This window comes from Mycobacterium sp. NGS39, from assembly GCF_059812765.1.
This window is the reverse complement of sequence record NZ_JCALDH010000002.1, coordinates 405,635-427,818: the sequence shown is the minus strand read 5'-3', so window position 1 is coordinate 427,818 and position 22,184 is coordinate 405,635. Positions and strand designations below refer to the sequence as shown.

The window sequence follows — 22,184 nt, the reverse complement described above, 5'->3', positions numbered from 1 at the left end:
TCATCCGCCTTCGCATGGGAAATTCGTGGCGGTGGCTGGAAGCCGAGCACCGGGAGGTTGGCTTGCGTCCATCGCGCCAAAACCTCCAATCAACAACCCCATGACGGTCAGCATGCCGGCGAGCAGAATCGCAGGCACAACCAGCCACCATCGTCTCCTCCACACCGCCAGCGCGAGCGAACACCACACGCGCAGGATGAAAAGTCCGGACAGTACGACCGTGAACCAGCCCATTACGTGGTTGTCGGGCGGTGGCAGTAGTGGGATGCAATGCCTGGCCCGCATGGCATCTTCCCAGGCCTGATCTCGCTTCCCGGAGACCTCGAGCGACAACAAGGCGCCAGCGCCATTAGCGATGGCAACGCAAGCCGATAGTGCGGCCAGCCGAATAAGGGTCAGCTGGCTCACCACGCGCTCCTGCAGGGGACCCCTGACGAGTCAGCTGGAAAATGCGCGTCGCGCGGCTGGGAAGCTTCTAGCGCACCGAAGGTCAGGAAGAAAAGACCGACTACCGTCAGAACAGCAGCAAGCACCAGGGCGAGCACAATGACCCACCACCGCCTCTTCCAGGCCGCCACACCGAGTGCCGCCCAGGCGCAGATGGAAAATCGCAGATAACACGACGGCGAACCAGCCGACCGCATGATTGTCAGGCACAGGCGGCCAGGGAGGGTGACATTTTCGCCGGAGCATCTCGGCGTCCCAAGCATCGTTGTTCGCGCCGGATATCCGTAGCGCTCGGTCGGCGCCGATGAAGCAGGCGACGGCCACCACCCCCAGAAGTCCGGCGAGCCGGTTCCTGGTCAGCCAGCGAGCCGCTTCCGTGCCGCTCATCTCATCCGCTTCCGCACGGCAGACCACCGGTGTCCGCTGGAGCAAGGGCGTTGGCCGGATGAGTTACGTCGATTTGCCCGAATCTGACGAAGAAGAAGCCGATCAATGTGAGCACGCCGCACAACAGCAGGAGTGGAACCACTACCCACCACCGTCGCTTCCACATGGCCATGCCCAGTGCGCCCCACATGCACACGAGACCTACGCTCGAGGAGACGATGGTGAACCATCCCATCGCCTGGTTGTCCGGAATAGGCAGCAACGGGTAGCAGCGCCTCGCGACCATGGAATCAATCCATGCCCGATTACGCGTTCCTGTTACGTTCAGGGAGTAGCCGGCGCAAGCAAAACCGATGAGCGCTCCGAGGCTCAACAGCACAGCGAGGCGATTCCTGGTCAATCAGATCACCATGTTTGTTGCGGTCGTACGACTGTCACGGTTTGCGCGCAAGTCGGCAAACGAGACCACCTAACGACCGTAACAATGCGTCCGGGCCGGGTCGGACTCCAATCCGCAGCGACAATCTCATGCCGACTTCGGCGCATGTCATGCCACCTTTTGCTCACCCTGATCGCAAATCTGGCCCGGTTAGGGGTCGCGCCGGCGTTCGTGGCAGAATGGCCCACGTGACCGTCGCCAGCCTGCACTTCAACGTTTCGTTGGTAGCGCGGCGGCATGTCGACTTCAAGCGCGTCTGTAGCTGTTGCTGTCTGCCTTGACGTCGTAGACCCGCCAACCTGAACTTCAGCTGGCTGCCGGATCTGCGCCGCCGGACAGCCCCCCGGTGATTCCGCGCATTTCCCAAGGCCGGCTCTGACGAGGAGCCACCCAAGATGACATCGATGAGCCGCTTGCGCGAAGAGCAACAGCCGGTGGCAGAGGCCAGGCCCCGACCGGCACGCAAGCCGCGCGCCGAAGGCCAATGGGCGCTCGGCTATCGCGAGCCGCTCAATGCCAACGAGCAATTCAAGAAGGACGACGACGCGCTCAACGTGCGTGACCGGATCCTCAACATCTACTCCAAGACGGGCTTCGACAGCATCGACAAGACCGACCTACGGGGCCGGTTCCGCTGGATGGGTCTGTACACCCAGCGTGAGCAGGGCTACGACGGCACCTGGACCGGCGACGAGAACGCCGACCTCCTCGAAGCCAAGTACTTCATGATGCGGGTCCGCTGCGACGGGGGCGCACTGTCCTCCGCTGCGCTGCGCACCCTCGGTGAGATCTCCACCGAATTCGCCCGGGATACCGCGGACATCTCCGACCGGGAAAACCTGCAGTACCACTGGATCCGCATTGAAGACGTGCCGGAGATCTGGCGGCGGCTCGATGCGGTCGGCCTGCAAACCACCGAAGCCTGCGGTGATTGCCCTCGCGTGGTGCTGGGTTCACCGCTGGCCGGGGAATCGCTCGACGAGGTGCTCGACGCCAGCTGGGCGGTCGACGAGATCGTGCGGCGCTACATCGGCAACCCCAGCTTTTCGAACCTGCCGCGCAAGTACAAAACCGCGATCTCGGGTCTGCAAGATGTCGCCCACGAGATCAACGACGTCGCGTTCATCGGCGTCAACCATCCCGAGCATGGTCCCGGACTCGACGTGTGGGTGGGCGGCGGATTGTCGACCAATCCCATGCTGGCCCAGCGGCTCGGCGCGTGGGTGCCCCTGGATGAGGTGCCCGACGTGTGGGAGGGCATCACCTCGGTGTTCCGCGACTACGGCTACCGCCGGCTGCGGTCCAAGGCGCGGCTGAAGTTCTTGATCAAGGACTGGGGTGTCGAGAAGTTCCGCGAAGTTCTGGAGACCGAGTACCTCAAGCGCAAGCTGATCGACGGGCCAGCACCCGAGCCGGTCAAGCATCCGGTCGACCACGTCGGCGTGCAGAAGCTGAAGAACGGCCGCAACGCCATTGGTGTCGCGCCGATCGCGGGCCGGGTGTCCGGCACGATCCTCACCAAGGTCGCCGACATCGCCGAGCGAGCCGGGTCGAACCGCGTGCGCTTCACCCCGTACCAGAAACTCATTCTGCTCGACGTGCCCGACAATCAAGTCGCCACGGTCGTCGAGCAATTGGAAGCGCTTGGCCTGCCGGCCAACCCGCCGCACTGGCGCCGAAACCTGATGGCGTGCACGGGAATTGAGTTCTGCAAGCTGTCATTCGCCGACACCAAGGGCCGCTCGCAGGTATTGGTGCCCGATCTCGAGAAGCGGCTCGAGGACATCAACGCCCAACTCGACGTGCCGATCACCGTCAACATCAACGGATGCCCGAACTCGTGCGCGCGTATTCAGGTCGCCGACATCGGGTTCAAGGGACAGATGGTCGACGACGGCGACGGACCCGTCGAGGGATTCCAGGTCCATCTCGGCGGAAGCCTCGGCCTGGACAGTGGTTTCGGCCGCAAGCTGCGCCAGCACAAGGTGCTCAGCGACGAGCTCGGAGACTACATCGAGCGGGTGGTGCGCAACTTCGTGAAACAAAGATCCGACGGCGAGCGTTTCGCGACATGGGCAATGCGAGCGGACGAGGCGGATTTGCGATGAGCGCTTGCGCGAAGAGAGAAGAGCACCGATGAGCGCTTGCGCGAAGAGAGAAGAGCACCGATGAGCGCTTGCGCGAAGAGAGAAGAGCACCAATGAGTGTGACGACGGAGACTGACCTACGGGAACTGGCTGCGCAAGGCGCGAAAGAGCTCGAGGGCGCCGACGCGATCGACCTGCTGCGCTGGACCGACGAAACCTTCGGAACCGAGTATGTGGTCGCCTCCAACATGCAGGACGCGGTCCTCATCGATCTGGCCGCCAAGGTGCGTCCAGGTGTCGACGTGTTGTTCTTGGACACCGGATATCACTTCGCGGAGACGCTCGGCACGCGGGACGCAGTCAGCGACGCCTACGACATCAATGTGATCAACGTGACCCCGGAGCATTCCGTCGCCGAGCAGGACGCGCTTCTGGGCAAGAATCTGTTCGCTCGCGATCCCAACGAGTGCTGCCGGCTGCGCAAGGTGGTTCCGCTGGGCAAGGCGCTGCGCGGCTACTCGGCATGGGTCACCGGACTGCGCCGGGTCGAGGCGCCGACGCGCGCGAACGCGCCGCTGGTCACGTTCGACGAGGCGTTCGGGCTGGTGAAGGTCAACCCGTTGGCGGCGTGGACCGACCAGGACATGCAGGACTACATCGAAACGCACAACGTGCTGGTGAATCCGCTGGTGTTCGACGGCTATCCGTCGATCGGGTGCGCGCCGTGCACCGCCAAACCGCTCGACGGCTCCGATCCGCGCAGCGGTCGCTGGAGAGGCACGGGCAAGATCGAATGCGGTCTGCACTCTCCATGAGTTCACCGGTTCTGGTTCTCGCCGCACACGGCAGCGCCGACCCCCGCGCGGCGGCGAACACCTATGCCGTCGCCGAGGAGATTCGCCGGCAGCGGCGTCGTGTCGACGTACGCGTGGCGTTCTGCGAGCAGTCGCCGCCCAACCTGCGCGACGTTGTCGCTGACGTGCCCCGCGCAGTCGTGGCGCCGTTCCTGCTGGCGGACGCGTACCACGCACGCGTCGACATCCCTTCGCTGATTGCTGAGTCCGGTGCATCCCAAGCCGATGTGCTGGGTGAAGACCAACGGCTGGTCAAGGTCCTGCGTCGGCGTGTGCGCGAACTCGGGGTGTCACGGCGGGACTGCGAGGTAGGTGTGATCGTCGTCGCTGTCGGATCCTCACGGCCGCAGGCCAATGCGCGAACCGCAGCTGTCGCTCCGGCCCTCGCGGCGGGCACCCGCTGGGTGGGAGCCGTCACCGCCTTCGCGACCGGCCCTCACCCCGCCCTCGACGATGCCGCTGAGCAACTGCATGCGATGGGCGCTCGCCGATTGGTCATCGCGCCGTGGTTTCTGGCGCACGGCCGGATCACCGACCGTGTCGCCAATTACGCTGCCTCCCGGGGCATCCCGATGGCTGAGCCGCTGGGTGCACACCGACTGGTGGCCGCCACAGTGCTGGACCGCTTCGATGCCACAGTGGCCGAAGCTGACCGCGTCGCGGCCTAGGCGTTCTGGGCCTGCGCCAATTCCTCCTCGGCGGGCTGCGGCAACTGGGCGCTTCCCGCGATCTGCGGCACCCGGGTCGCGCGCACGTACACCGTGTCGCCTTCCTTCAACGCCAGCGCCTCCGCGTCGCCGCGGGTGATCTGTGCGGTGAACGGCGCTCCGTTCGATGCGGCCGTCAGCTCCACCCGCACCTCGAAGCCGAGGTAGACGATTCGGTCGATCGTCGCGCGCACCACACCGATGCTCTGCGCGGTGCCATCGCTGGTGGCCACGGCCATCTCCGGGTTGCGGCCCACGCGAATGTCGTGGGGGCGCACCAGGATTCCGTTCAGTGAAGACACAGTGCCCAGAAACGACATCACAAACCCGTTCACGGGTTCGTCGTAGACATGAGTCGGCGAGCCGACCTGCTCGATGCGGCCTTTGTTGAGCACCGCGATGCGGTCGGCGACGTCGAGCGCCTCGGACTGGTCGTGCGTCACCAGAACGGTGGTGACGTGGACTTCGTCGTGCAGCCGACGCAGCCACGCCCGCAAATCCTCGCGCACTTTCGCGTCCAACGCGCCGAACGGCTCGTCGAGCAGAAGCACTTGCGGATCCACCGCAAGCGCACGTGCCAGGGCCATACGCTGCCGCTGACCGCCCGACAGCTGACCGGGGTATCGCTTCTGAAACCCGCTGAGCCCCACGGTCTCCAGAAGTTCGTCGACCCTCTTGTCGATCTCGGCCTTCGGCCGCTTGCGGATCTTCAGGCCGAAGGCGACGTTGTCGCGGACCGTCATGTGCTTGAACGCCGCGTAGTGCTGGAACACGAAGCCGATCCCGCGGTGTTGCGGCGGGACGTGGGTGACGTCACGTCCGTTGATCGTGATGGTGCCGGTGTCGGGCCGGTCCAGCCCGGCGATGGCACGCAACAGCGTCGACTTGCCCGAACCGCTCGGACCCAACAGCGCCGTCAGCGAACCCGCCGGCACGGTGAAGTTGATGTCGTCGAGGGCGGCGAAATCGCCATAATGCTTGTTCACATCCCGCAAAACGATTGCGTCGGTCATTCTTTCGCTCCTTGCCCGGCCTAAGCTCTCGCCCGCGCTTGCCGGGCGTCCAGGACAACCTGGACGACCAGCACCAGAACCGCGACGGTCATCAACAACGTCGAAATCGCATATGCGCCGTATTCCGCGCCGCGGCTGTAGCGATCCGATACCAACAGTGTCAGGGTCTGCGACGTGCCCGGCAAGTTGGACGACACCATGATCACCGCGCCGTACTCGCCGAGGGTACGGGCAATTGTCAGCACCACGCCGTAGGTGAGGCCCCAGCGGATCGACGGCAGCGTGATCCGCCAGAACGTCTGCCACCATTGGGATCCGAGCGTCGCGGCAGCTTCCTCCTGCTCCGTGCCGATCTCGTGTAGTACCGGCTCGACCTCGCGAATCACGAACGGCAACGTGACGAAGATGCTGGCCAACACGATGCCGGGCAGCCCGAAGATGATCTTGAAGCCCAAGTCGCGCTCGACGAAGCCGAATATGCCCGCCGAACCCCACAGCACGATCAGCGCGACACCCACGACCACCGGCGACACCGCGAACGGCAGGTCGATGATCGCCTGCAGCACACCCTTGCCACGAAACCTGTTGCGCGCCAACACCAGCGCCGTCGGGATACCAAACAGCACATTGAGCGGCACCACGATCGCCACTACCAAAAGCGACAGCTGCAGCGCCGACAACGCTGCGGGCGTGGTGATCTGGCTGAAGAACTCGCCTAGGCCCGGTGAGAACGAGCGCCACAGGATCAGGCCGACTGGCACGACCACCAGCGCGACGAGGTATGCGAGCGCGACGAACCGCAGCAGATACTTCACCGGAGGCGCCAGAGTCATGCCGCCAACTCCTCGCGCTTTGCCGCCCGCGAGCCGAGCGCCCGCAGAACGAACAATACGACAAACGAAATAACAAGCAGCACAATCGAAATCGCGGCGGCGCCGGTACGGTCGTCGTTCTCGATCAACGTCCGGATCCACTGGGAGGAGACTTCCGTCTTTCCCGGCACCGCGCCGCCGATCAGCACCACCGAGCCGAACTCACCGATCGCGCGCGAGAACGCCAGCCCCGCACCGGAAAACAGCGCCGGCGTCAGCGCCGGAAGGATGATCGTACGGAAGATGGTCCAGCTGCTGGCACCCAGCGACGCCGCCGCTTGCTCGGCTTCCTGGTCGACCTCCAACAGCACCGGCTGGACTGCCCGCACGACGAACGGCAGCGTCACGAACAGCAACGCCACCCCTACGCCGTATTGGGTGTGCTGAATATGTATGTCTACCGGGCTGTTCGGCCCGTACAGCGCGAGCAGCACGACGCTGGCCACAATCGTGGGCAACGCGAAGGGCAGGTCGATCACCGCGTCCACCAGCCGCTTGCCGCGGAAGTCGTCACGCACCAACACCCAGGCGACCACTATCCCGAAAAACGCGTTGATCACGGTGACGACAGCCGACACCGTCAACGTGACCCGGAACGAATCGATCGCCGACGGCGACGTCACTGCCGTGACGAACGCCTGCCATCCGCCCTTGGCCGACTGCCACACGATCGCCGCCAGTGGCAGTAGAACGATCACCGACAGCCACAGCGTCGCGACGCCGACACGCAGCGACGTCGTGCCGCGGGAGAACAGCCCGGGTGCGGCCGGCTCCGGCTCCAACACCGCCGGCCGGACCGCCTCCGGATTGGGGTCGATCGCCGTCGTCATGCGCGATTCCCCTCCGGTTCTCTCTTGAACCTCATCCCGTCGCCTGCTTGTAGATCTTGGTGATCGCGCCGTTGTCTTTGTCGAACAACGCCGTATCAACGCTGCTCCATCCGCCCAGTTCGGCGATCGTCCACAACTTCTGCGACGGCTGCGGGAAATCCGCGGTGAACTCCTGAGCTATTCCAGGGTCGACCGGGCGGAAGCCCGCTTGCGCCCATAGCCGCTGGGCCTCCTTGGTGAACTGGAAGTTCTTGAAGTCGGTGGCCTCCTTGAGATGGGCGCTGGTGCTCACCACTGCAACCGGGTTCTCGATCTTGAAGGTCTGCGGCGGGATCAGGTGCTGAACAGGCTTGCCCTGCCGCTCGATGTTGATCGCCTCGTTTTCGTAACTGATCAACACGTCGCCGCTGCCCTGCAGGAACACGTCAGTGGCTTCCCGCCCCGAACCCGGCCGAAGCTTGACGTGCTTGCTCACCAGTTCCTGCACGAAATCGATGCCGGCCTGTTGGTCTCTGCCGCCGTTGCTCTTGGCCGCGTAGGGGGCCAGCAAGTTCCATTTCGCCGACCCGGAGCTCAGCGGACTGGGGGTGATCACCTCGATGTCGGGCCGCAGCAAGTCGTCCCAGTCCTTGATGTTCTTCGGATTGCCCTGACGCACCACCAGCGCGACCACCGAGCCGAACGGGATGCCCTTGGTGGTGTCGGCGTTCCAGTCCTTGTTGACCTTGTTGGCCTTGACCAGTCGGGTGATGTCGGGCTCGACCGAGAAGTTCACGATGTCCGCAGGCTTGCCATCGACCACGGAACGCGATTGGTCGCCGGATGCGCCGTAGCTCGTGGTGATCGCGATGTCTTTGCCCTGGTCGGTTTGGTTGAACGCCGGTATCACCTTGCTCCAGCCCGGCTCGGGCACGGCGTAGGCAACCAGCGTCAGGGTCGCGCGCGCATTCGACGGACCCTTGTCGCCCGCGACGTCACTGGACCCGCCGCCGCATGCGGCCAAGACCGCGGCCGTGGCGGCGAGGGCGGCCGCCTGACGCAATCGAAGTGCTTTGGTGATGCTCAGCATGGAAGACCTTTCGAGGCGGGAACGGAGGGAGAAGGTCCGCTGCGGAAAGGTGACGCATCAGGGCGTGAGCCGATCGACGGCCGCTAACACCAAACCGCAAGCGGGCAGGGGCTCATCGACAACAGTGCACGTCTGCGACAGCGCATTCACCGATGGCAATAAGTGCAAGCACGTAGCACTCCTTGCTGCCCCGGGTCGCGTGCATGGCGCGAATGCTAACAGGTTCCTCACCTGCGCGCGCACCGAGCGCGACAGCTACGTCACCGGGTGAGCAGCCACGCGACGAGCACCAGGAGAACCAGGATCACCAGCACCAATGTCACCCGCGACTTGGGCATCGCGCTCAGTTCCTCTGCCGGATCCGCTGGAGCAGTTCGATGCCTTTCCCCAGGGCACCGTCGAGCAGTATCGCCACCCCGTAGGCCAGCGCCAGCACCACCGGCATCACGACGATGGTCTGCAGCACGAAGCCCAGCCCGGACAGCCACAGCTCGACGCCGTCCCACCAGCTGAGGAAAGCGGCCATCAGCTCAGCGTAAGCGTCGGTTCTGCACCCGGCCAACATGCCAAGATGGCCGCGTGCAGCCCAGCGCGCAGTCAGCGGGATGTGTGATCGCCGGCGGTGGCCCCGCGGGCATGGTGCTCGGGCTGCTGCTGGCCCGCGCCGGCGTGCCGGTGGTGGTGATGGAAAAGCACGCCGATTTCCTGCGTGACTTCCGCGGCGACACTGTGCACGCGAGCACACTGCAGCTGCTCGACGAACTCGGCCTGGCTGACCGCTTCAACCAGATGCCGCACCGGCTCATTGACAGCATCCACATGCAACTGCAGGACGTGCCGATCGAGATCGTGTTGCGCCGATTACCGGGCCGCCACAAACACATCGCGCTAGTGCCCCAGTGGGACTTCCTCGAGTTATTGGCAAGCGCCGCAGCCGAAGAGCCCACATTCGCGCTGATGCGAAGCACCGAGGTACTCGGGCCGCTGCTGCACAGCGGCCGGGTATGTGGGGTGCGGTACCGCAGCGCCGACGGCCACACCAGGGAGATGGCGGCTGCGCTCACCGTGGCCTGCGATGGCCGCTCATCGACCCTCCGTTCGTCAATGAACCTGCACCCCAGAGCTTTTGGTGCTCCGATGGATGTGTGGTGGTTCCGGTTGCCTCGGCACGACGACGATCCGCCGGGCCTGAACGGGGTGTTCCGCTCCGGCCACGGCTGCATCGTGATCGACCGGGGCGACTACTACCAGATCGCCTACGTCATCCCGAAGGGTTCGGACGCCGCGCTGCGCGCGGAAGGTATCGACGCACTGCGTGGCCGAGTCGGTGCGCTGATCCCCTGGCTGGGTGACCGCGTCGGCGATCTCGCCTCACTGGACGACGTGAAACTGCTTGACGTGCAGATGAATCGGCTGCACCGCTGGTACACCGACGGCCTGCTGCTGATCGGCGATGCCGCGCATGCGATGTCGCCGGTCGGTGGTGTGGGCATCAACCTCGCGGTGGCCGACGCGGTGGCCGCCGGGACGGTGCTGGCCGAGCCGCTGCTGACAGGCCGCGTCCATACGACGACACTGGCGAGGGTGCAGGCCCGGCGCTGGCTGCCGACGGTTCTGGTTCAGGCGGTTCAGCGGGCGATCCACGCCCAAGTGGTGGAGACGACGATCACCGACGACACCGCGACCGCGAAAGCGCCGCTGGCCGTGCGGATGATGAGCAAGGCGCCCGCCTTGGGCATGGTCGCCGGATACGGCGTCGCCATCGGGCCGCTGCCCGAGCACGCACCGGCGTTCGCGCGCCGCGGCTCTCCGGCGGTTCAGTAGACGAAAAGTGCAGAAAGAGCCGATGATGAGCAAATGGTTCTGAGCGCCGAGCCGGCTGAAGACGCACACGAGGCACGCTTTTCTGCCACCAGCCCGGTGCCCTACATCCAGAGCAGTTCGACGCGCAACCCGTTCCCGCCGATCGCCGACTACGCGTTCCTGTCCGACTGCGAGAACACCTGTTTGATCAGCTCCAGCGGCTCGGTGGAATGGATGTGTGTGCCCCGGCCCGACTCTCCCAGCGTGTTCGGCGCGATCCTGGACCGCGCGGCCGGCCATTTCCGGCTGGGTCCGTACGGCGTCTCGGTGCCGGCGGCCCGGCGCTATCTGCCCGGCAGCCTGATCCTGGAAACCACATGGCAGACGCACACCGGCTGGCTGATCGTGCGCGACGCGCTGGTGATGGGTCCGTGGCATGACATCGAGGCGCGCTCGCGCACCCACCGTCGCACCCCGATGGACTGGGACGCCGAACACATCCTGCTGCGCACGGTGCGTTGCGTCAGCGGCACGGTCGAATTGGTGATGAACTGCGAGCCGTCGTTCGACTACCACCGCATCGGGGCCACCTGGGAGTACTCCGGTCCCGCCTACGGCGAGGCGATTGCGCGCGGGCGGCGAGACCCCGATTCGCACCCGCAGTTGAAGCTCACGACGAACCTGCGGATCGGGTTGGAGGGCCGCGAAGCGCGGGCCCGCACGCGGCTCAAGGAGGGCGACAACGTGTTCGTCGCGCTCTCGTGGTCCAAGCACCCGGCGCCGCAGACCTACGACGAGGCCGCCGACAAGATGTGGAAGACCAGCGAGTGCTGGCGCCAGTGGATCAACATCGGCGACTTCCCCGACCACCCGTGGCGGTCCTACTTGCAGCGCAGCGCATTGACGTTGAAGGGCTTGACGTACTCGCCCACCGGCGCGCTGCTGGCCGCGCCCACCACGTCATTGCCGGAAACGCCTCAGGGCGAACGTAACTGGGATTATCGCTACGCGTGGGTGCGCGACTCCACATTCGCGCTGTGGGGGCTGTACACCCTGGGCCTGGACCGCGAGGCCGACGACTTCTTCTCGTTCATCGCCGACGTGTCCGGCGCGAACAACGGTGAGCGTCACCCGCTTCAGGTGATGTATGCGGTCGGCGGCGAACGCACACTGGTCGAAGAGGAGCTGCACCACCTGTCCGGCTACGACGGTGCCCGGCCGGTGCGGATAGGCAACGGCGCGTACAACCAACGCCAGCACGACATCTGGGGCACCATGCTCGATTCGGTGTACCTGCACGCCAGATCGCGCGAGCAGATTCCCGAGACGCTGTGGCCGGTGCTGAAAAATCAAGTGGAAGAGGCGATCAAGCACTGGCGCGAGCCCGACCGTGGCATCTGGGAGGTGCGCGGTGAGCCGCAGCACTTCGTCTCGTCGAAGGTCATGTGCTGGGTGGCGCTGGACCGCGGCGCCAAACTCGCTGAGCTGCAAGGTGAAAAGAGCTACGCCCAGCAGTGGCGGGCAATCGCCGAGGAGATCAAGGCCGACGTGCTCAAGAACGGCGTGGACTCCCGCGGCGTGCTGGTGCAGCGCTACGGCTCCGACGCGCTCGATGCATCGCTGCTGCTGGTGGTGTTGACCCGGTTCCTGCCTCCGGACGACCCGCGGGTGCGCAACACGGTGCTGGCGATTGCCGACGAGCTGACCCAGGACGGGCTGGTGTTGCGCTACCGGGTCGAGGAAACCGACGACGGGCTGTCCGGCGAGGAAGGCACGTTCACCATTTGCTCGTTCTGGCTGGTGTCAGCGCTGGTGGAGATCGGCGAGGTCAGCCGCGCCAAGCACCTTTGCGAGCGGCTGCTGAGCTTCGCGAGCCCGCTGCATCTGTACGCCGAGGAGATCGAGCCGCGCACCGGACGGCATCTGGGCAACTTCCCGCAGGCGTTCACCCATCTGGCGTTGATCAACGCCGTGGTGCATGTGATCCGCGCGGAGGAAGAGGCCGACAGCACCGGTGTGTTCCAGCCGGCGAACGCGCCGATGTAGCGACGTTTCCTGCGAGCAGACACAAAATCGCACAAAATTGCCCGGGGAATGCGATTCTCTGTCTGGTCGCGCTATTTCTTGGGCTGCTCGGTGGACAGCGCAGCGACGAAAGCTTCCTGCGGAACGTCCACGCGACCAATGGTTTTCATCCGCTTCTTGCCCTCTTTCTGCTTCTCCAGCAGCTTGCGCTTGCGCGTGATGTCGCCGCCATAGCACTTCGACAGAACATCCTTGCGGATTGCCCGAATGTTCTCGCGCGCAATGATTTTCGAGCCGATCGCCGCCTGCACCGGCACCTCGAACTGCTGCCGGGGAATCAGCTCCTTGAGCTTGCCGGTCATTTTGCGGCCGTACTCGGCGGCCTCGTCGCGATGCACGATTGCGCTGAACGCGTCCACGGCCTCGCCCTGCAACAAGATGTCGACCTTGACCAAGTCGGCTTCCTGTTCGCCGGCCTCCTCGTAATCCAGGCTGGCGTAGCCGCGGGTGCGCGACTTCAGCGCGTCGAAGAAGTCGAAGATGATCTCGCCCAGGGGCATCGTGTAGCGCAGTTCCACCCGCTCCGGCGAGAGGTAATCCATGCCGCCGAGTTCCCCACGGCGCGACTGACACAGCTCCATGATGGTGCCGATGAACTCGCTGGGGGCGATGATCGTCGTCTTGACCACCGGTTCGTAGACGGTGCGGATCTTGCCTTCCGGCCAATCCGACGGATTCGTGACGACTATCTCGGTGCCGTCGTCTTTCACCACCCGGTACACCACATTCGGCGACGTCGAGATCAGGTCCAGGTCGAACTCGCGCTCCAGCCGTTCACGGGTGATCTCCATGTGCAGCAGGCCCAAAAAGCCGCAGCGGAAACCGAATCCGAGCGCCACCGACGTCTCCGGCTCGTAGGTGAGCGCAGCGTCGTTGAGCTGCAAGCGATCCAGCGCATCGCGCAGATCCGGATAGTCGGAGCCGTCGACCGGATACAGCCCCGAATAGACCATCGGCTTGGGCTCGCGGTAACCGGTGAGCGCCGCCGTGGCGCCGTGGCGCGCCGTCGTGACCGTGTCGCCCACTTTGGACTGGCGCACGTCTTTCACTCCGGTGATCAGGTAGCCCACTTCTCCGACACCCAGACCGTCGGCCGGTTTGGGTTCGGGCGACACGATGCCGACTTCCAGCAATTCGTGGGTGGCACCGGTCGACATCATCCTGATCCGCTCGCGGGGGACGATCTTGCCGTCGACGACGCGTACGTAGGTGACCACACCGCGATAGGTGTCGTAGACGGAGTCGAAGATCATCGCCCGCGTCGGCGCGTCGGGATCCCCGGTCGGGGCGGGCACCTGGCGCACCACCTCGTCGAGCAGATGAGCCACCCCCTCCCCGGTCTTGCCCGACACTCGCAACACATCGGCGGGCTCACAGCCGATGATGTGGGCGATCTCGGCGGCGTAGCGGTCCGGATCGGCGGCCGGCAGGTCGATCTTGTTGAGCACCGGGATGATCACCAGGTCGCGGTCCAGCGCCAGGTACAGGTTGGCCAGCGTCTGCGCCTCGATGCCCTGGGCGGCGTCGACCAGCAGCACCGCACCCTCGCAGGCCTCCAGCGCGCGCGACACCTCGTAGGTGAAGTCGACGTGGCCCGGGGTGTCGATCAGATGCAGCACGTAGTCGTCGTCATCGAGCCGCCACGGCAGGCGCACGTTCTGGGCCTTGATCGTGATGCCGCGTTCGCGCTCGATGTCCATGCGGTCCAGGTACTGTGCGCGCATCGAGCGTTCGTCGACCACACCGGTGAGCTGCAGCATCCGGTCGGCCAGCGTGGACTTGCCGTGGTCGATGTGGGCGATGATGCAGAAGTTCCGAATCTGCGCCGGCGCGGTGAACGTCTGGTCGGCGAAGCTAGTGATGGGAATCTCCTGGTGAAGGCGTCAACGGGCTCGCTCCAGGGTATCGCTGCGCCTGGCTATCCTCGGAACCATGGCGTCGGCATGGAAGACGTTGCAGAAAACCTTTCAGCGACGGCTTGAAAGTTTCGTATTCAACGAGGGCCCCCGAGTGATCTCCCAAGGCCTTCGCATCGGCCTGGACATGCTCGCTCGCGGGCCGGAGCCGGTGCGAGAGATCACCGCTGGGCGGCCGGTGACCAAAAACAGCGTGCCCACCGCCTACCGGGCCCGCAAGATCGTCTACTCCCCGAGTCTGGACGGCCGAGCGGACCCCGGCGAGATCGTCTGGACCTGGGTGGTCTACGAGGACGACCCGTCGAAGGGCAAGGACCGGCCGGTGCTGGTGGTTGGCCGTGACCGCTCCACGCTGCTGGGCCTAATGCTGTCCAGCCAGGAGCATCACGCCGACGATCCGAATTGGATCGGCATCGGCCCGGGCAGTTGGGATCACGACGGCCGGCCCAGCTGGGTGCGGCTGGACCGGGTGCTCGACGTCCCCGAGGAAGGCATCCGCCGCGAGGGCGCCATCCTGGCGCGCGAGACGTTCGAGCGGGTGGCCGCGCGGCTGCGGGCCGAATACTCCTGGAGCTAGCCTTTTTCACCGGCGTCGGCCTTGGGCGCGGGCCGGACGCCGGTGGTCATCCGCGGGTGATGTAGGTCTGCAGCTGCTCGCGCTCGGCGTTCAGTTCGTCCATGCGGGTCTTCACCACGTCACCGATGCTGACAATCCCGGCCAGCTGGCCGTCGTCGATCACCGGCACATGCCGTACCCGGTTCTCGGTCATCAACACGGTCAGCGAGTCGACGGCGTCGTGCGGTGTGCACGTCACCACCACGCTGGTCATGATCTCTGAAACTGGTTGTCCCAGAAGGTCGTTGCCGCGCTCATGAAGCTTACGCACGACGTCGCGCTCCGACACGATGCCCAGCACATCGTCGCCGTCGACGACGACCATGGCGCCGATGTTCAACTGCGCCAGCCCGGCCAAGAGCTCGCTGACCGTGCTGTCGGGATTGATAGTGGCCACCGCGGAGCCCTTGCTCCGCAGCACATCCGCGATCCGCATCGCCGCCTCCACATCTGTGACGTGATTCACATTAGGCTACGGGCGAAGTGCCGGGGTGCGAAAGCCTCGACTTCGTAACGCCGGTATGTCATACCTGGCAGATGATCGAGGTCGTCCTGCTCGGCACCGGCAGCCCGGTTCCCGATCCGCACCGGGCAGGCCCGTCGACACTCGTTCGCGCAGGCGGTCACACGATGCTCGTCGACTGCGGGCGCGGTGTGCTGCAACGGGCGGCGGCCGTCGGTGTCCAGGCGAACGGGCTGAGTGCATTGCTGCTGACCCATCTGCACAGCGACCACATCACCGATCTCGGCGACGTGCTGATCACACGGTGGGTGACGACGTTCGCCTCTGATCCGGCGCCGTTGCCGATCATCGGACCGCCGGGCACCGCCGACGTCGTGGACGCGATCCTCAAGGCGTTCGGCCCGGACATCGGTTACCGCATCGCCCACCACGCCGACCTCACCGAACCGCCGGGCGTCGACGTGCGCGAGCACGTCGAGGGTCTGGTGTGGGACCGCGATGGCGTGCGCCTCACCGTGGCGCCCACCGATCATCGGCCGGTAATGCCGACGATCGCGTTCCGCATCAGCTATGAACGCACTTCGGTGGTGCTGGCCGGCGACACCGTGCCGTGCGCCACCCTCGACGAGCTGGCATCAGGTGCAGATGCATTGGTACACACGGCGATTCGCAAGGATCTGCTGGAAGGCGTTGCGCAGCAGCGAATTCGCGACATCTGCGACTACCACTCTTCGGTGGAAGAGGCCGCCGCCACCGCAGCCCGGGCCGGGGTCGGGACCCTGGTGCTCACCCACTACGTGCCGCCGCTGGCGCCCGGGCAGGAAGACGACTGGCGCGCCAAGGCGGCGTCGGCGTTCGACGGGCGAATCGAGATGGGCCCGGATCTGCATCGCGTGGACGTGAGCGCCCCTAACTGACGGTCGCCAATTGCTCCGCCGCCGCTGCCACGACATCGCAATCCGCGAGAGTCCAAGGGCGACCACGGGTGATCAGCACGGCGTGTTGCATGCCGAGCGTGTGGAGGTGGCGGCAGCGATCGACCAGCGACTGGACGGTGTCGCCGTCGAATGCAGTGGTGACCGTGCGCTCGATTTGCTCATACGGACGACCAGCCTGAGCGCAATGGTCTTGCAGCACATCGACTTTGCGCCGCAGCGTCTGACCGCCGTCGGCGACGTCGAACAGGTTGCACGCGTCGGCATATTCGGCGACCAACCGCAACGTTTGTTGCTCCCCCGCCCCGCCGACGAGGATCGGAAGGCGTCCGTTCACCGGCTGCGGTTGTCCGACCGGATGCTCTGCCTGCACGTGGCGGCCGTGAAACGCCGACTCGTTTCCCCGCCACATGTGAGAGGCGAGTTGCAGCAAGTCCGTCAGCCATTCGAACCGCACCGCTGTGGCAGGCAGGTGAAGACCCATCGCCCGGGCCTCGTCCTGGTTGTAGCCGGCGCCGATGCCGAGCCACATGCGGCCGCCCGACAGCACGTCGAGTGTGGTGGCGGCCTTGACCAGTAGTGCCGGCGCACGGAACGTCACCGCCGTGACCAGCGTGCCAAGCCGCAGCCGCGTGGTCTGGCCCGCCAGGAATCCCAGGGTGGTGTACGCCTCGAGCATCGGATCGCCCGGATCGGCGGCCGGGTCGGCTTGTATGAGATGGTCGGCAACCCACAGCGTGTCCACCGCGGTGTCGTCGAGGCGTTGTGCCAGTGCGGCGATCTGTTCGCGGATTGCCACGACCGGCCACGAGTAGCTGGTAAGGCTCACGCTGAGTTTCACGACGCGACCGTCCTGTGAGGGCGCCGCAGCGGCAGCAGCCCGCCGGCGGCGATCAGCCACACCAGCCCGGGAATGCGCGCAATCGGCAAGAGAACCATGAGCGGGGGCCATACCAGCACCAGCGCGGTGACCACGGCCACCGAAGCGATGACGAGCCCTGTCCAGGCCACCGCTCTGGGCAGCAGGCCCAGGATCAGACTGGGAACCGCGATGCCGGCGACGAGCAGGCCGAGCAGTACCACGTGTGCCGGTCCGCCGGTGAGGAACACGAGGTAGTAGACCGTTCGCCCCAGCGGCTCCTCGGCGCTCACCTCGCGGCGGGACAGCAGCCACAGCACCAGGCCGGAAAGACCGAGTGCCCCGGCGCCCAGGATTCCGCCCGCCAGCGCGATCGTCGCGCCAGCGGCAGTGACCCCCAAGTGGCGCAAGCGGGCACTGGCCGTCGCGGCGTAAACGGCCAATGTCACCGAGGAACCGCAGACGCCCATCGCGGCTGCCTGCGCGGCACTGCGATGTGTACTGAAGAAGTCGCTGACCGAGGCGCCCGCCGCGAACGGCGACGGCGGCACGCCGGCTAGCGCAACGGCGATGGCGATGCCGCCGACCAAGAGCACGAATGATATGGCCGCCAGCACCGCCAACGGCGGGCCGCCTTCTGGCGACCGGGATCGAGCTGAATCGCTCATGCTCTGAACGATAGGCGCAATTGTGCGAGATATGCAACGTTCAGCGAGTGAATGATTTTGCTGATGTAATATCGACTGCATGTCGTCGGCCAGTGATCACGGCGGCGTGGCGTTCCTGCTCGCGCAGTTGGGCGCGCACGCTGCCGAACAGTTCAGCAAGCGCGCCGCGGCGCTCGACTTGACACCGCCACAAGTCGGCATCCTGAGGGCGATCGCGGCTGCCCCCGGCCGGAGCCAGCAAGCTCTCAGCACTCAGCTGCAAATGCTGCCTAGCCGGGTGGTCTCGTTCGTCGACCAGCTCCAGGATCAGGGCTATGTCGAGCGCCGCCCCAACCCCGACGACCGTCGGCAATACGCGCTGTACCTCACGGCCGCGGGAAAAGAGGTGCTGCAGAAGCTTTCCCGAGTCATCGGCCAGCATGAGCGTGCGATCACTCGAGGCCTCGACGAGTCGCAGCGGACGCAGCTGCGCGAGCTGCTGGTTGCGCTCGCCGAACAGCAGGGCTTACAGCCGGGTGTGCATCCCGGGTACCGGCGCATCGGCCGCTAGGCCAGCCTGGTGATTTCGACCACGACGTCGAGGTCGGTGGACCCGCCGCCGGAGTAGATGCCTTTGAGTGGAGTGACGTCGGCGTAGTCACGGCCCACCCCGACGGTCACGTACTGCTCGTTGATCTCCTTGTCGTTGGTGGGGTCGAAGTTCCACCAGACGCCGGTCCACGCCTGGATCCAGGCGTGACTCTGCCCGTCGACCGTGTCGCCGACGGTTGCCTTGCGGCGCGGATGCAGATAACCGGAGACGTAACGGGACGGAATTCCCATGCTGCGCAACAAGACTAGTGTCAGATGCGCGAAATCCTGGCACACCCCTTTGCCTTCGCGCAGCGCGTCGAGCGCCGACGAATGCACACCAGTGCTGCCCGCGACGTAGTCGAGCTCGCTTTGCACCCACTCCGCTGCGGCGATCACCGCTTCCTGCGGATCGTGATACTTGGCGATCCGCTCCCCTACCCGCTGCAGCCGTTTGCTTCTCGGGGTGTAACGCGTCGGGCTGAGCACTTCGTCGAATCTGTCGATCACCGCCTCGCTTCTGAGCTCGTCCCAGGTGACCTTCTCCGACGGCGGCTCGGCCTTGTCGGTTTCGACGACACTCGACGCGGTGACCTCGAGCTCGGTGTGCGGCGCGTGCAGATCGAACGCCGTCACCGCGGTTCCCCAGTAGTCGATGTAGCGGTACGACCTAGTCGCAGGGACGGTTTCGACGCGGCTGAGGATCACGTTCTGCCGGTTGTCGGATCGTGGGGTCAGCCGGGCCTCGTTGAACGACGCGGTGGCCGGTGACTTGTACGCATAACCGGTCGAGTGCACCACCCGAAGCCGCCACATCAGCCGCTCCTCTTCGCCACAGCGCTCATCGCTAGATTTCCCCGTCTTCGATCACCAGCGCACCGTTGCGGCCCGCGTCGCTCCACGCGACCCACGGTGCGGCGTGAAAGTACTGCAGCGCCAACGCTTCTCCGAGCTCGCGGCAGGTCTTCTGCAGCCCTGCGAGGCGTTCTTCCAGCGAGTCGAGGAGCACGCCGGGCCGCAGGAACTCCAGCTCGCTTCGGGCCCGGCCGAGCAGCCGCTGAGCCTCTGCCGTCGCGCCCACCCGACTGTGCGGGCGGTGGTCGAGTTCGTCGAGATTGTGCTCGGCCAGCTTCAGCGAGAAGAACACCGACCGGGGGAAAAGCCGGTCCAGCAGCATGAATTCGACCACCCGGCTGGCGTCGAGCACGCCGCGGTAGGTCCGCAGATAGGTGTCGTGGGCGCCGGCTGAGCGCAGCAGCGTGACCCACGCCGGCGAGTCTGCGCTGTCGCCCACCCGCGACAGCAGCAACCGCACCGTCATGTCGACGCGTTCGATGGCCCGGCCCAGCACCATGAACCGGTAGCCGTCGTCGCGGGACAGCGTCGAGTCGGCAAGCCCGGCGAACATTGCGGCGCGTCCCTCTACGAACGAGAAAAACTCGTGCGGCCCAAGGCGTTTCGCCGCACGCTCACGTTCCGGCAACGCGTTGTAGGTGGAGTTGAGGCATTCCCAAAGCTCTGTCGAGGTCACCTCACGCGCGGACCGGGCGTTCTCGCGCGCGGCCGAGATCGCGTCGACGATCGAGCAGCCACCTTCGAGATTGCGAGTGAACGCGACGAGGTCGGTGAGCGACCAGACGTTGAGCGGCGCATCGGGCGGGTTGACGCCCAGAACCCGCAACAGAACGCGCGAGGTGTGGTCTGGATCGACGCTGGAGTCCTCGAGCAGCTGATGCACGGTGACGTCGAGGATACGGGCGGTGTCGTCGGCGCGTTCGACATAGCGGCCGATCCAGTACAGGGCTTCGGCGTTGCGCGCCAACATGACTGGCTCCTCCCGCTATTGCTGCTGCTGCTGTTGCGACGACGTGAGGCCGGGCCCCATCTCCGTGGGTGACGGCACCTGAGCGTCGCGCGGCAGCTTGCGCAGCACTTCCGCGGCGGCCAATTCACGGTCGGCGCCGGATGCGCGTGAGGCCAGCACCCAGGTGTCCTTGGAACCGCCGCCCTGGCTGGAGTTCACCACCAGCGACCCTTCGGTGAGCGCAACGCGGGTCAGCCCGCCCGGCAGCACCCAGACGTCGTCGCCGTCGTTGACCGCGAACGGGCGCAGGTCCACATGCCGTGGCGCGAGGTGATCGCCGACCTGGGTGGGCACCGTCGACAGCTGCACGACGGGCTGGGCGATCCAGCCGCGCGGGTCGTTGCGGATCTTCTTCGCCGCTGCGGCGAGCTCACGCTCGGTCGCGTCTGGGCCGAACACGATCCCGTAACCGCCCGACCCCTCGACGGGTTTGACCACGAGCTCGTGGATGCGGTCGAGCACCTCTTCACGTTCGTCGTCGAGCCAACATCGGTACGTGTCGACGTTGGCCAGCAACGGTTTTTCGCCGAGGTAGTACTCGATGATCGTGGGCACGTAGGTGTAGATGAGCTTGTCGTCGCCCACGCCGTTGCCCACCGCGCTGGAGATCGCCACGTTGCCGGCGCGTGCGGCGTTGAGCAGTCCGGCGACACCCAGCACCGAGTCGGGCCGGAACTGCATCGGGTCGAGGAAGTCGTCGTCGATGCGCCGGTAGATGACGTCGACCTGCCGCTCGCCTTCGGTGGTGCGCATGTAGACCTGGTTGTCACGGCAGAACAGGTCGCGGCCTTCGACGAGTTCGACGCCCATCTGCCGGGCCAGCAGCGAGTGCTCGAAGTAGGCGGAGTTGTAGACGCCGGGGGTGAGCACGACGATCGTCGGGTCGGCTTCGTTGGTGGCGGCGGACTTGCGCAATGCCCGCAGCAGATGTGACGAGTAATCACCGACAGAGCGAACCCTGTTGGTAGCGAACAACTTTGGGAACACCCGGGCCATCGTGCGGCGGTTCTCCATCACGTAGGACACCCCGGACGGCGAGCGCAGGTTGTCTTCGAGCACGCGGAAGGTACCCGTCTCGTCGCGCACCAGGTCGATGCCGGCGACGTGGATGCGCACCCCGTTGGGCGGGTTGATGCCCGCGGCCTCACGGTGAAAGTGTTTGCACGACGTGACGAGCCGGCGCGGCATCACCCCGTCGCGCAGAATGTTCTGCTCGCCGTAGATGTCGTCGAGGTAGAGCTCCAACGCCTTGACGCGCTGAGTGATGCCGCGCTCCAGCCGGGACCACTCGGCGGCGGAGATGACGCGCGGAACGAGATCGAGCGGAAACGGCCGCTCCTGGCCGGACAAAGAGAAGGTGATGCCCTGGTCGATGAACGCCCGGCCGAGCGCCTCAGAGCGCGCAGCCAGTTCCGATGCGTCCGACGGCGCGAGCTCGGCGTAGATGCCGCGGTAGGGCGCCCGCACGGCGCCGCTGCTGTCGAACATCTCGTCGAACGCCGCCGCGTACGGTCCGCGTTTGCGGTAGCCCTGGAAGATCCCTTCGAATCTCTTCGCCGACTGGGTGCGGGCGGCGTGCCCGTTGGTGCTTGTCCTCTCCTTCGTCGGCACAGTGCTCACCTTTGACATGCTGCCGCACTCCCGTCGTTTTCGCAGGCCAGCGCCCCGCGCTTTGTTGTGGACGTGCGCTGGCTGATATT

At 65.6% G+C, this 22,184-nt stretch carries 24 protein-coding genes; 9 read left to right on the top strand and 15 right to left on the bottom strand.

Features of this window, described 5'->3' with window-relative positions:
- Together AC5Y39_RS04335 and AC5Y39_RS04330 are read right to left on the bottom strand one after the other, a co-directional pair.
- On the bottom strand, positions 1–408 hold the full coding sequence (locus AC5Y39_RS04335; protein ID WP_500014838.1) for a hypothetical protein: 408 nt from the start codon (positions 406–408) through the stop codon (positions 1–3).
- 427 nt (positions 409–835) lie between these two features.
- The gene (locus AC5Y39_RS04330; protein WP_500014840.1) at positions 836–1,120 is read right to left on the bottom strand and encodes a hypothetical protein; all 285 of its coding nucleotides are present in this window, start codon (positions 1,118–1,120) and stop codon (positions 836–838) included.
- 242 nt (positions 1,121–1,362) lie between these two features.
- On the opposite strand from AC5Y39_RS04330, the gene AC5Y39_RS04325 reads away from it, so the two are divergent.
- The 4 genes from AC5Y39_RS04325 (at position 1,363) to AC5Y39_RS04310 (ending at position 4,882) form a co-directional block, all read left to right on the top strand.
- Positions 1,363–1,554: an Ms4527A family Cys-rich leader peptide gene (locus AC5Y39_RS04325; protein ID WP_500048140.1), complete on the top strand. Its 192-nt coding sequence runs from the start codon at positions 1,363–1,365 to the stop codon at positions 1,552–1,554.
- Between the two features lie 123 nt (positions 1,555–1,677).
- Positions 1,678–3,381: a nitrite/sulfite reductase gene (locus AC5Y39_RS04320; RefSeq protein ID WP_500014843.1), complete on the top strand. Its 1,704-nt coding sequence runs from the start codon at positions 1,678–1,680 to the stop codon at positions 3,379–3,381.
- A gap of 92 nt (positions 3,382–3,473) precedes the next feature.
- Complete coding sequence (locus AC5Y39_RS04315) at positions 3,474–4,175, top strand: phosphoadenylyl-sulfate reductase (protein ID WP_500014845.1); 702 nt, start codon at positions 3,474–3,476, stop codon at positions 4,173–4,175.
- On the top strand, positions 4,172–4,882 hold the full coding sequence (locus AC5Y39_RS04310) for a sirohydrochlorin chelatase (protein ID WP_500014847.1): 711 nt from the start codon (positions 4,172–4,174) through the stop codon (positions 4,880–4,882). The genes AC5Y39_RS04315 and AC5Y39_RS04310 overlap by 4 nt, the downstream gene beginning before the upstream one ends.
- Here the strand turns inward: AC5Y39_RS04310 and AC5Y39_RS04305 are convergent.
- From AC5Y39_RS04305 to AC5Y39_RS04280, 6 genes are all read right to left on the bottom strand, one after another.
- Positions 4,879–5,934 carry a sulfate/molybdate ABC transporter ATP-binding protein gene (locus tag AC5Y39_RS04305; protein ID WP_500014849.1) on the bottom strand — a complete coding sequence of 352 codons (1,056 nt, stop codon included), beginning with the start codon at positions 5,932–5,934 and terminating at the stop codon, positions 4,879–4,881. The genes AC5Y39_RS04310 and AC5Y39_RS04305 overlap by 4 nt on opposite strands.
- 20 nt (positions 5,935–5,954) lie before the next feature.
- Positions 5,955–6,767 (bottom strand): sulfate ABC transporter permease subunit CysW, encoded by an 813-nt coding sequence (gene cysW / locus AC5Y39_RS04300; RefSeq protein WP_500014851.1) that lies wholly within the window; start codon positions 6,765–6,767, stop codon positions 5,955–5,957.
- Complete coding sequence (gene cysT, locus AC5Y39_RS04295) at positions 6,764–7,636, bottom strand: sulfate ABC transporter permease subunit CysT (protein WP_500014853.1); 873 nt, start codon at positions 7,634–7,636, stop codon at positions 6,764–6,766. The genes cysW and cysT overlap by 4 nt, the downstream gene beginning before the upstream one ends.
- Before the next feature lie 31 nt (positions 7,637–7,667).
- On the bottom strand, positions 7,668–8,705 hold the full coding sequence (locus AC5Y39_RS04290) for a sulfate ABC transporter substrate-binding protein (protein WP_500014855.1): 1,038 nt from the start codon (positions 8,703–8,705) through the stop codon (positions 7,668–7,670).
- A gap of 112 nt (positions 8,706–8,817) precedes the next feature.
- The gene (locus tag AC5Y39_RS04285; protein WP_499911153.1) at positions 8,818–8,910 is read right to left on the bottom strand and encodes an Ms4533A family Cys-rich leader peptide; all 93 of its coding nucleotides are present in this window, start codon (positions 8,908–8,910) and stop codon (positions 8,818–8,820) included.
- A 138-nt stretch (positions 8,911–9,048) separates the two neighbouring features.
- Positions 9,049–9,231, bottom strand: coding sequence for a hypothetical protein (locus AC5Y39_RS04280; RefSeq protein ID WP_500014857.1), 183 nt, complete (start codon positions 9,229–9,231; stop codon positions 9,049–9,051).
- Between the two features lie 53 nt (positions 9,232–9,284).
- Here AC5Y39_RS04280 and AC5Y39_RS04275 point away from each other — a divergent pair, with 53 nt between their 5' ends.
- Together AC5Y39_RS04275 and AC5Y39_RS04270 are read left to right on the top strand one after the other, a co-directional pair.
- The gene (locus AC5Y39_RS04275) at positions 9,285–10,529 is read left to right on the top strand and encodes an FAD-dependent oxidoreductase (RefSeq protein WP_500014858.1); all 1,245 of its coding nucleotides are present in this window, start codon (positions 9,285–9,287) and stop codon (positions 10,527–10,529) included.
- A 33-nt stretch (positions 10,530–10,562) separates the two neighbouring features.
- The gene (locus AC5Y39_RS04270; RefSeq protein ID WP_500014860.1) at positions 10,563–12,554 is read left to right on the top strand and encodes a glycoside hydrolase family 15 protein; all 1,992 of its coding nucleotides are present in this window, start codon (positions 10,563–10,565) and stop codon (positions 12,552–12,554) included.
- A 71-nt stretch (positions 12,555–12,625) separates the two neighbouring features.
- Here AC5Y39_RS04270 and lepA read toward each other — a convergent pair whose 3' ends face one another.
- On the bottom strand, positions 12,626–14,461 hold the full coding sequence (lepA, locus tag AC5Y39_RS04265) for a translation elongation factor 4 (RefSeq protein WP_500015566.1): 1,836 nt from the start codon (positions 14,459–14,461) through the stop codon (positions 12,626–12,628).
- A 64-nt stretch (positions 14,462–14,525) separates the two neighbouring features.
- Between lepA and AC5Y39_RS04260 the strand changes: the two genes are divergently transcribed.
- The gene (locus AC5Y39_RS04260) at positions 14,526–15,086 is read left to right on the top strand and encodes a type II toxin-antitoxin system PemK/MazF family toxin (RefSeq protein ID WP_500014862.1); all 561 of its coding nucleotides are present in this window, start codon (positions 14,526–14,528) and stop codon (positions 15,084–15,086) included.
- A gap of 46 nt (positions 15,087–15,132) precedes the next feature.
- Here the strand turns inward: AC5Y39_RS04260 and AC5Y39_RS04255 are convergent, their stop codons facing one another.
- Positions 15,133–15,561 (bottom strand): CBS domain-containing protein, encoded by a 429-nt coding sequence (locus tag AC5Y39_RS04255; RefSeq protein ID WP_500015568.1) that lies wholly within the window; start codon positions 15,559–15,561, stop codon positions 15,133–15,135.
- A gap of 101 nt (positions 15,562–15,662) precedes the next feature.
- On the opposite strand from AC5Y39_RS04255, the gene AC5Y39_RS04250 reads away from it, so the two are divergent.
- The gene (locus AC5Y39_RS04250; RefSeq protein WP_500014864.1) at positions 15,663–16,505 is read left to right on the top strand and encodes a ribonuclease Z; all 843 of its coding nucleotides are present in this window, start codon (positions 15,663–15,665) and stop codon (positions 16,503–16,505) included.
- Here the strand turns inward: AC5Y39_RS04250 and AC5Y39_RS04245 are convergent.
- Positions 16,498–17,364, bottom strand: coding sequence for a TIGR03560 family F420-dependent LLM class oxidoreductase (locus AC5Y39_RS04245; RefSeq protein ID WP_500014866.1), 867 nt, complete (start codon positions 17,362–17,364; stop codon positions 16,498–16,500). The genes AC5Y39_RS04250 and AC5Y39_RS04245 overlap by 8 nt on opposite strands.
- Complete coding sequence (locus AC5Y39_RS04240) at positions 17,361–18,050, bottom strand: hypothetical protein (RefSeq protein WP_500014867.1); 690 nt, start codon at positions 18,048–18,050, stop codon at positions 17,361–17,363. Before AC5Y39_RS04240 ends, AC5Y39_RS04245 begins: the two co-directional genes overlap by 4 nt.
- 79 nt (positions 18,051–18,129) lie before the next feature.
- On the opposite strand from AC5Y39_RS04240, the gene AC5Y39_RS04235 reads away from it, so the two are divergent.
- Positions 18,130–18,600 (top strand): MarR family winged helix-turn-helix transcriptional regulator, encoded by a 471-nt coding sequence (locus AC5Y39_RS04235; protein ID WP_500014869.1) that lies wholly within the window; start codon positions 18,130–18,132, stop codon positions 18,598–18,600.
- On the opposite strand, the gene AC5Y39_RS04230 is transcribed toward AC5Y39_RS04235, so the two are convergent.
- The 3 genes from AC5Y39_RS04230 to AC5Y39_RS04220 are packed head-to-tail and all read right to left on the bottom strand — an operon-like array spanning position 18,597 to position 22,113.
- Positions 18,597–19,436 (bottom strand): transglutaminase family protein, encoded by an 840-nt coding sequence (locus AC5Y39_RS04230; RefSeq protein ID WP_500014871.1) that lies wholly within the window; start codon positions 19,434–19,436, stop codon positions 18,597–18,599. The two genes, AC5Y39_RS04235 and AC5Y39_RS04230, sit on opposite strands and share 4 nt — an antisense overlap.
- A gap of 31 nt (positions 19,437–19,467) precedes the next feature.
- Entirely contained in the window at positions 19,468–20,445 is a 978-nt protein-coding gene (locus AC5Y39_RS04225) for an alpha-E domain-containing protein (protein ID WP_500014873.1), read from the bottom strand.
- A gap of 15 nt (positions 20,446–20,460) precedes the next feature.
- Positions 20,461–22,113: a circularly permuted type 2 ATP-grasp protein gene (locus AC5Y39_RS04220; protein WP_500014875.1), complete on the bottom strand. Its 1,653-nt coding sequence runs from the start codon at positions 22,111–22,113 to the stop codon at positions 20,461–20,463.
- Between the last annotated feature and the right edge of the window lie 71 nt (positions 22,114–22,184).

What these genes read in the sequence shown, in the direction of transcription:
- AC5Y39_RS04330 (WP_500014840.1), bottom strand. Translation starts at nt 1,120, where the DNA reads ATGGTCGCGAGGCGCTGCTACCCGTTGCTGCCTATTCCGGACAACCAG.
- AC5Y39_RS04325 (WP_500048140.1), top strand. Translation starts at nt 1,363, where the DNA reads ATGCCGACTTCGGCGCATGTCATGCCACCTTTTGCTCACCCTGATCGC.
- AC5Y39_RS04320 (WP_500014843.1), top strand. Translation starts at nt 1,678, where the DNA reads ATGAGCCGCTTGCGCGAAGAGCAACAGCCGGTGGCAGAGGCCAGGCCC.
- AC5Y39_RS04315 (WP_500014845.1), top strand. Translation starts at nt 3,474, where the DNA reads ATGAGTGTGACGACGGAGACTGACCTACGGGAACTGGCTGCGCAAGGC.
- AC5Y39_RS04310 (WP_500014847.1), top strand. Translation starts at nt 4,172, where the DNA reads ATGAGTTCACCGGTTCTGGTTCTCGCCGCACACGGCAGCGCCGACCCC.
- AC5Y39_RS04305 (WP_500014849.1), bottom strand. Translation starts at nt 5,934, where the DNA reads ATGACCGACGCAATCGTTTTGCGGGATGTGAACAAGCATTATGGCGAT.
- cysW (WP_500014851.1), bottom strand. Translation starts at nt 6,767, where the DNA reads ATGACTCTGGCGCCTCCGGTGAAGTATCTGCTGCGGTTCGTCGCGCTC.
- cysT (WP_500014853.1), bottom strand. Translation starts at nt 7,636, where the DNA reads ATGACGACGGCGATCGACCCCAATCCGGAGGCGGTCCGGCCGGCGGTG.
- AC5Y39_RS04290 (WP_500014855.1), bottom strand. Translation starts at nt 8,705, where the DNA reads ATGCTGAGCATCACCAAAGCACTTCGATTGCGTCAGGCGGCCGCCCTC.
- AC5Y39_RS04285 (WP_499911153.1), bottom strand. Translation starts at nt 8,910, where the DNA reads ATGCACGCGACCCGGGGCAGCAAGGAGTGCTACGTGCTTGCACTTATT.
- AC5Y39_RS04280 (WP_500014857.1), bottom strand. Translation starts at nt 9,231, where the DNA reads ATGGCCGCTTTCCTCAGCTGGTGGGACGGCGTCGAGCTGTGGCTGTCC.
- AC5Y39_RS04270 (WP_500014860.1), top strand. Translation starts at nt 10,563, where the DNA reads ATGGTTCTGAGCGCCGAGCCGGCTGAAGACGCACACGAGGCACGCTTT.
- AC5Y39_RS04260 (WP_500014862.1), top strand. Translation starts at nt 14,526, where the DNA reads ATGGCGTCGGCATGGAAGACGTTGCAGAAAACCTTTCAGCGACGGCTT.
- AC5Y39_RS04255 (WP_500015568.1), bottom strand. Translation starts at nt 15,561, where the DNA reads ATGCGGATCGCGGATGTGCTGCGGAGCAAGGGCTCCGCGGTGGCCACT.
- AC5Y39_RS04250 (WP_500014864.1), top strand. Translation starts at nt 15,663, where the DNA reads ATGATCGAGGTCGTCCTGCTCGGCACCGGCAGCCCGGTTCCCGATCCG.
- AC5Y39_RS04240 (WP_500014867.1), bottom strand. Translation starts at nt 18,050, where the DNA reads ATGAGCGATTCAGCTCGATCCCGGTCGCCAGAAGGCGGCCCGCCGTTG.
- AC5Y39_RS04235 (WP_500014869.1), top strand. Translation starts at nt 18,130, where the DNA reads ATGTCGTCGGCCAGTGATCACGGCGGCGTGGCGTTCCTGCTCGCGCAG.
- AC5Y39_RS04230 (WP_500014871.1), bottom strand. Translation starts at nt 19,436, where the DNA reads ATGTGGCGGCTTCGGGTGGTGCACTCGACCGGTTATGCGTACAAGTCA.
- AC5Y39_RS04225 (WP_500014873.1), bottom strand. Translation starts at nt 20,445, where the DNA reads ATGTTGGCGCGCAACGCCGAAGCCCTGTACTGGATCGGCCGCTATGTC.
- AC5Y39_RS04220 (WP_500014875.1), bottom strand. Translation starts at nt 22,113, where the DNA reads ATGTCAAAGGTGAGCACTGTGCCGACGAAGGAGAGGACAAGCACCAAC.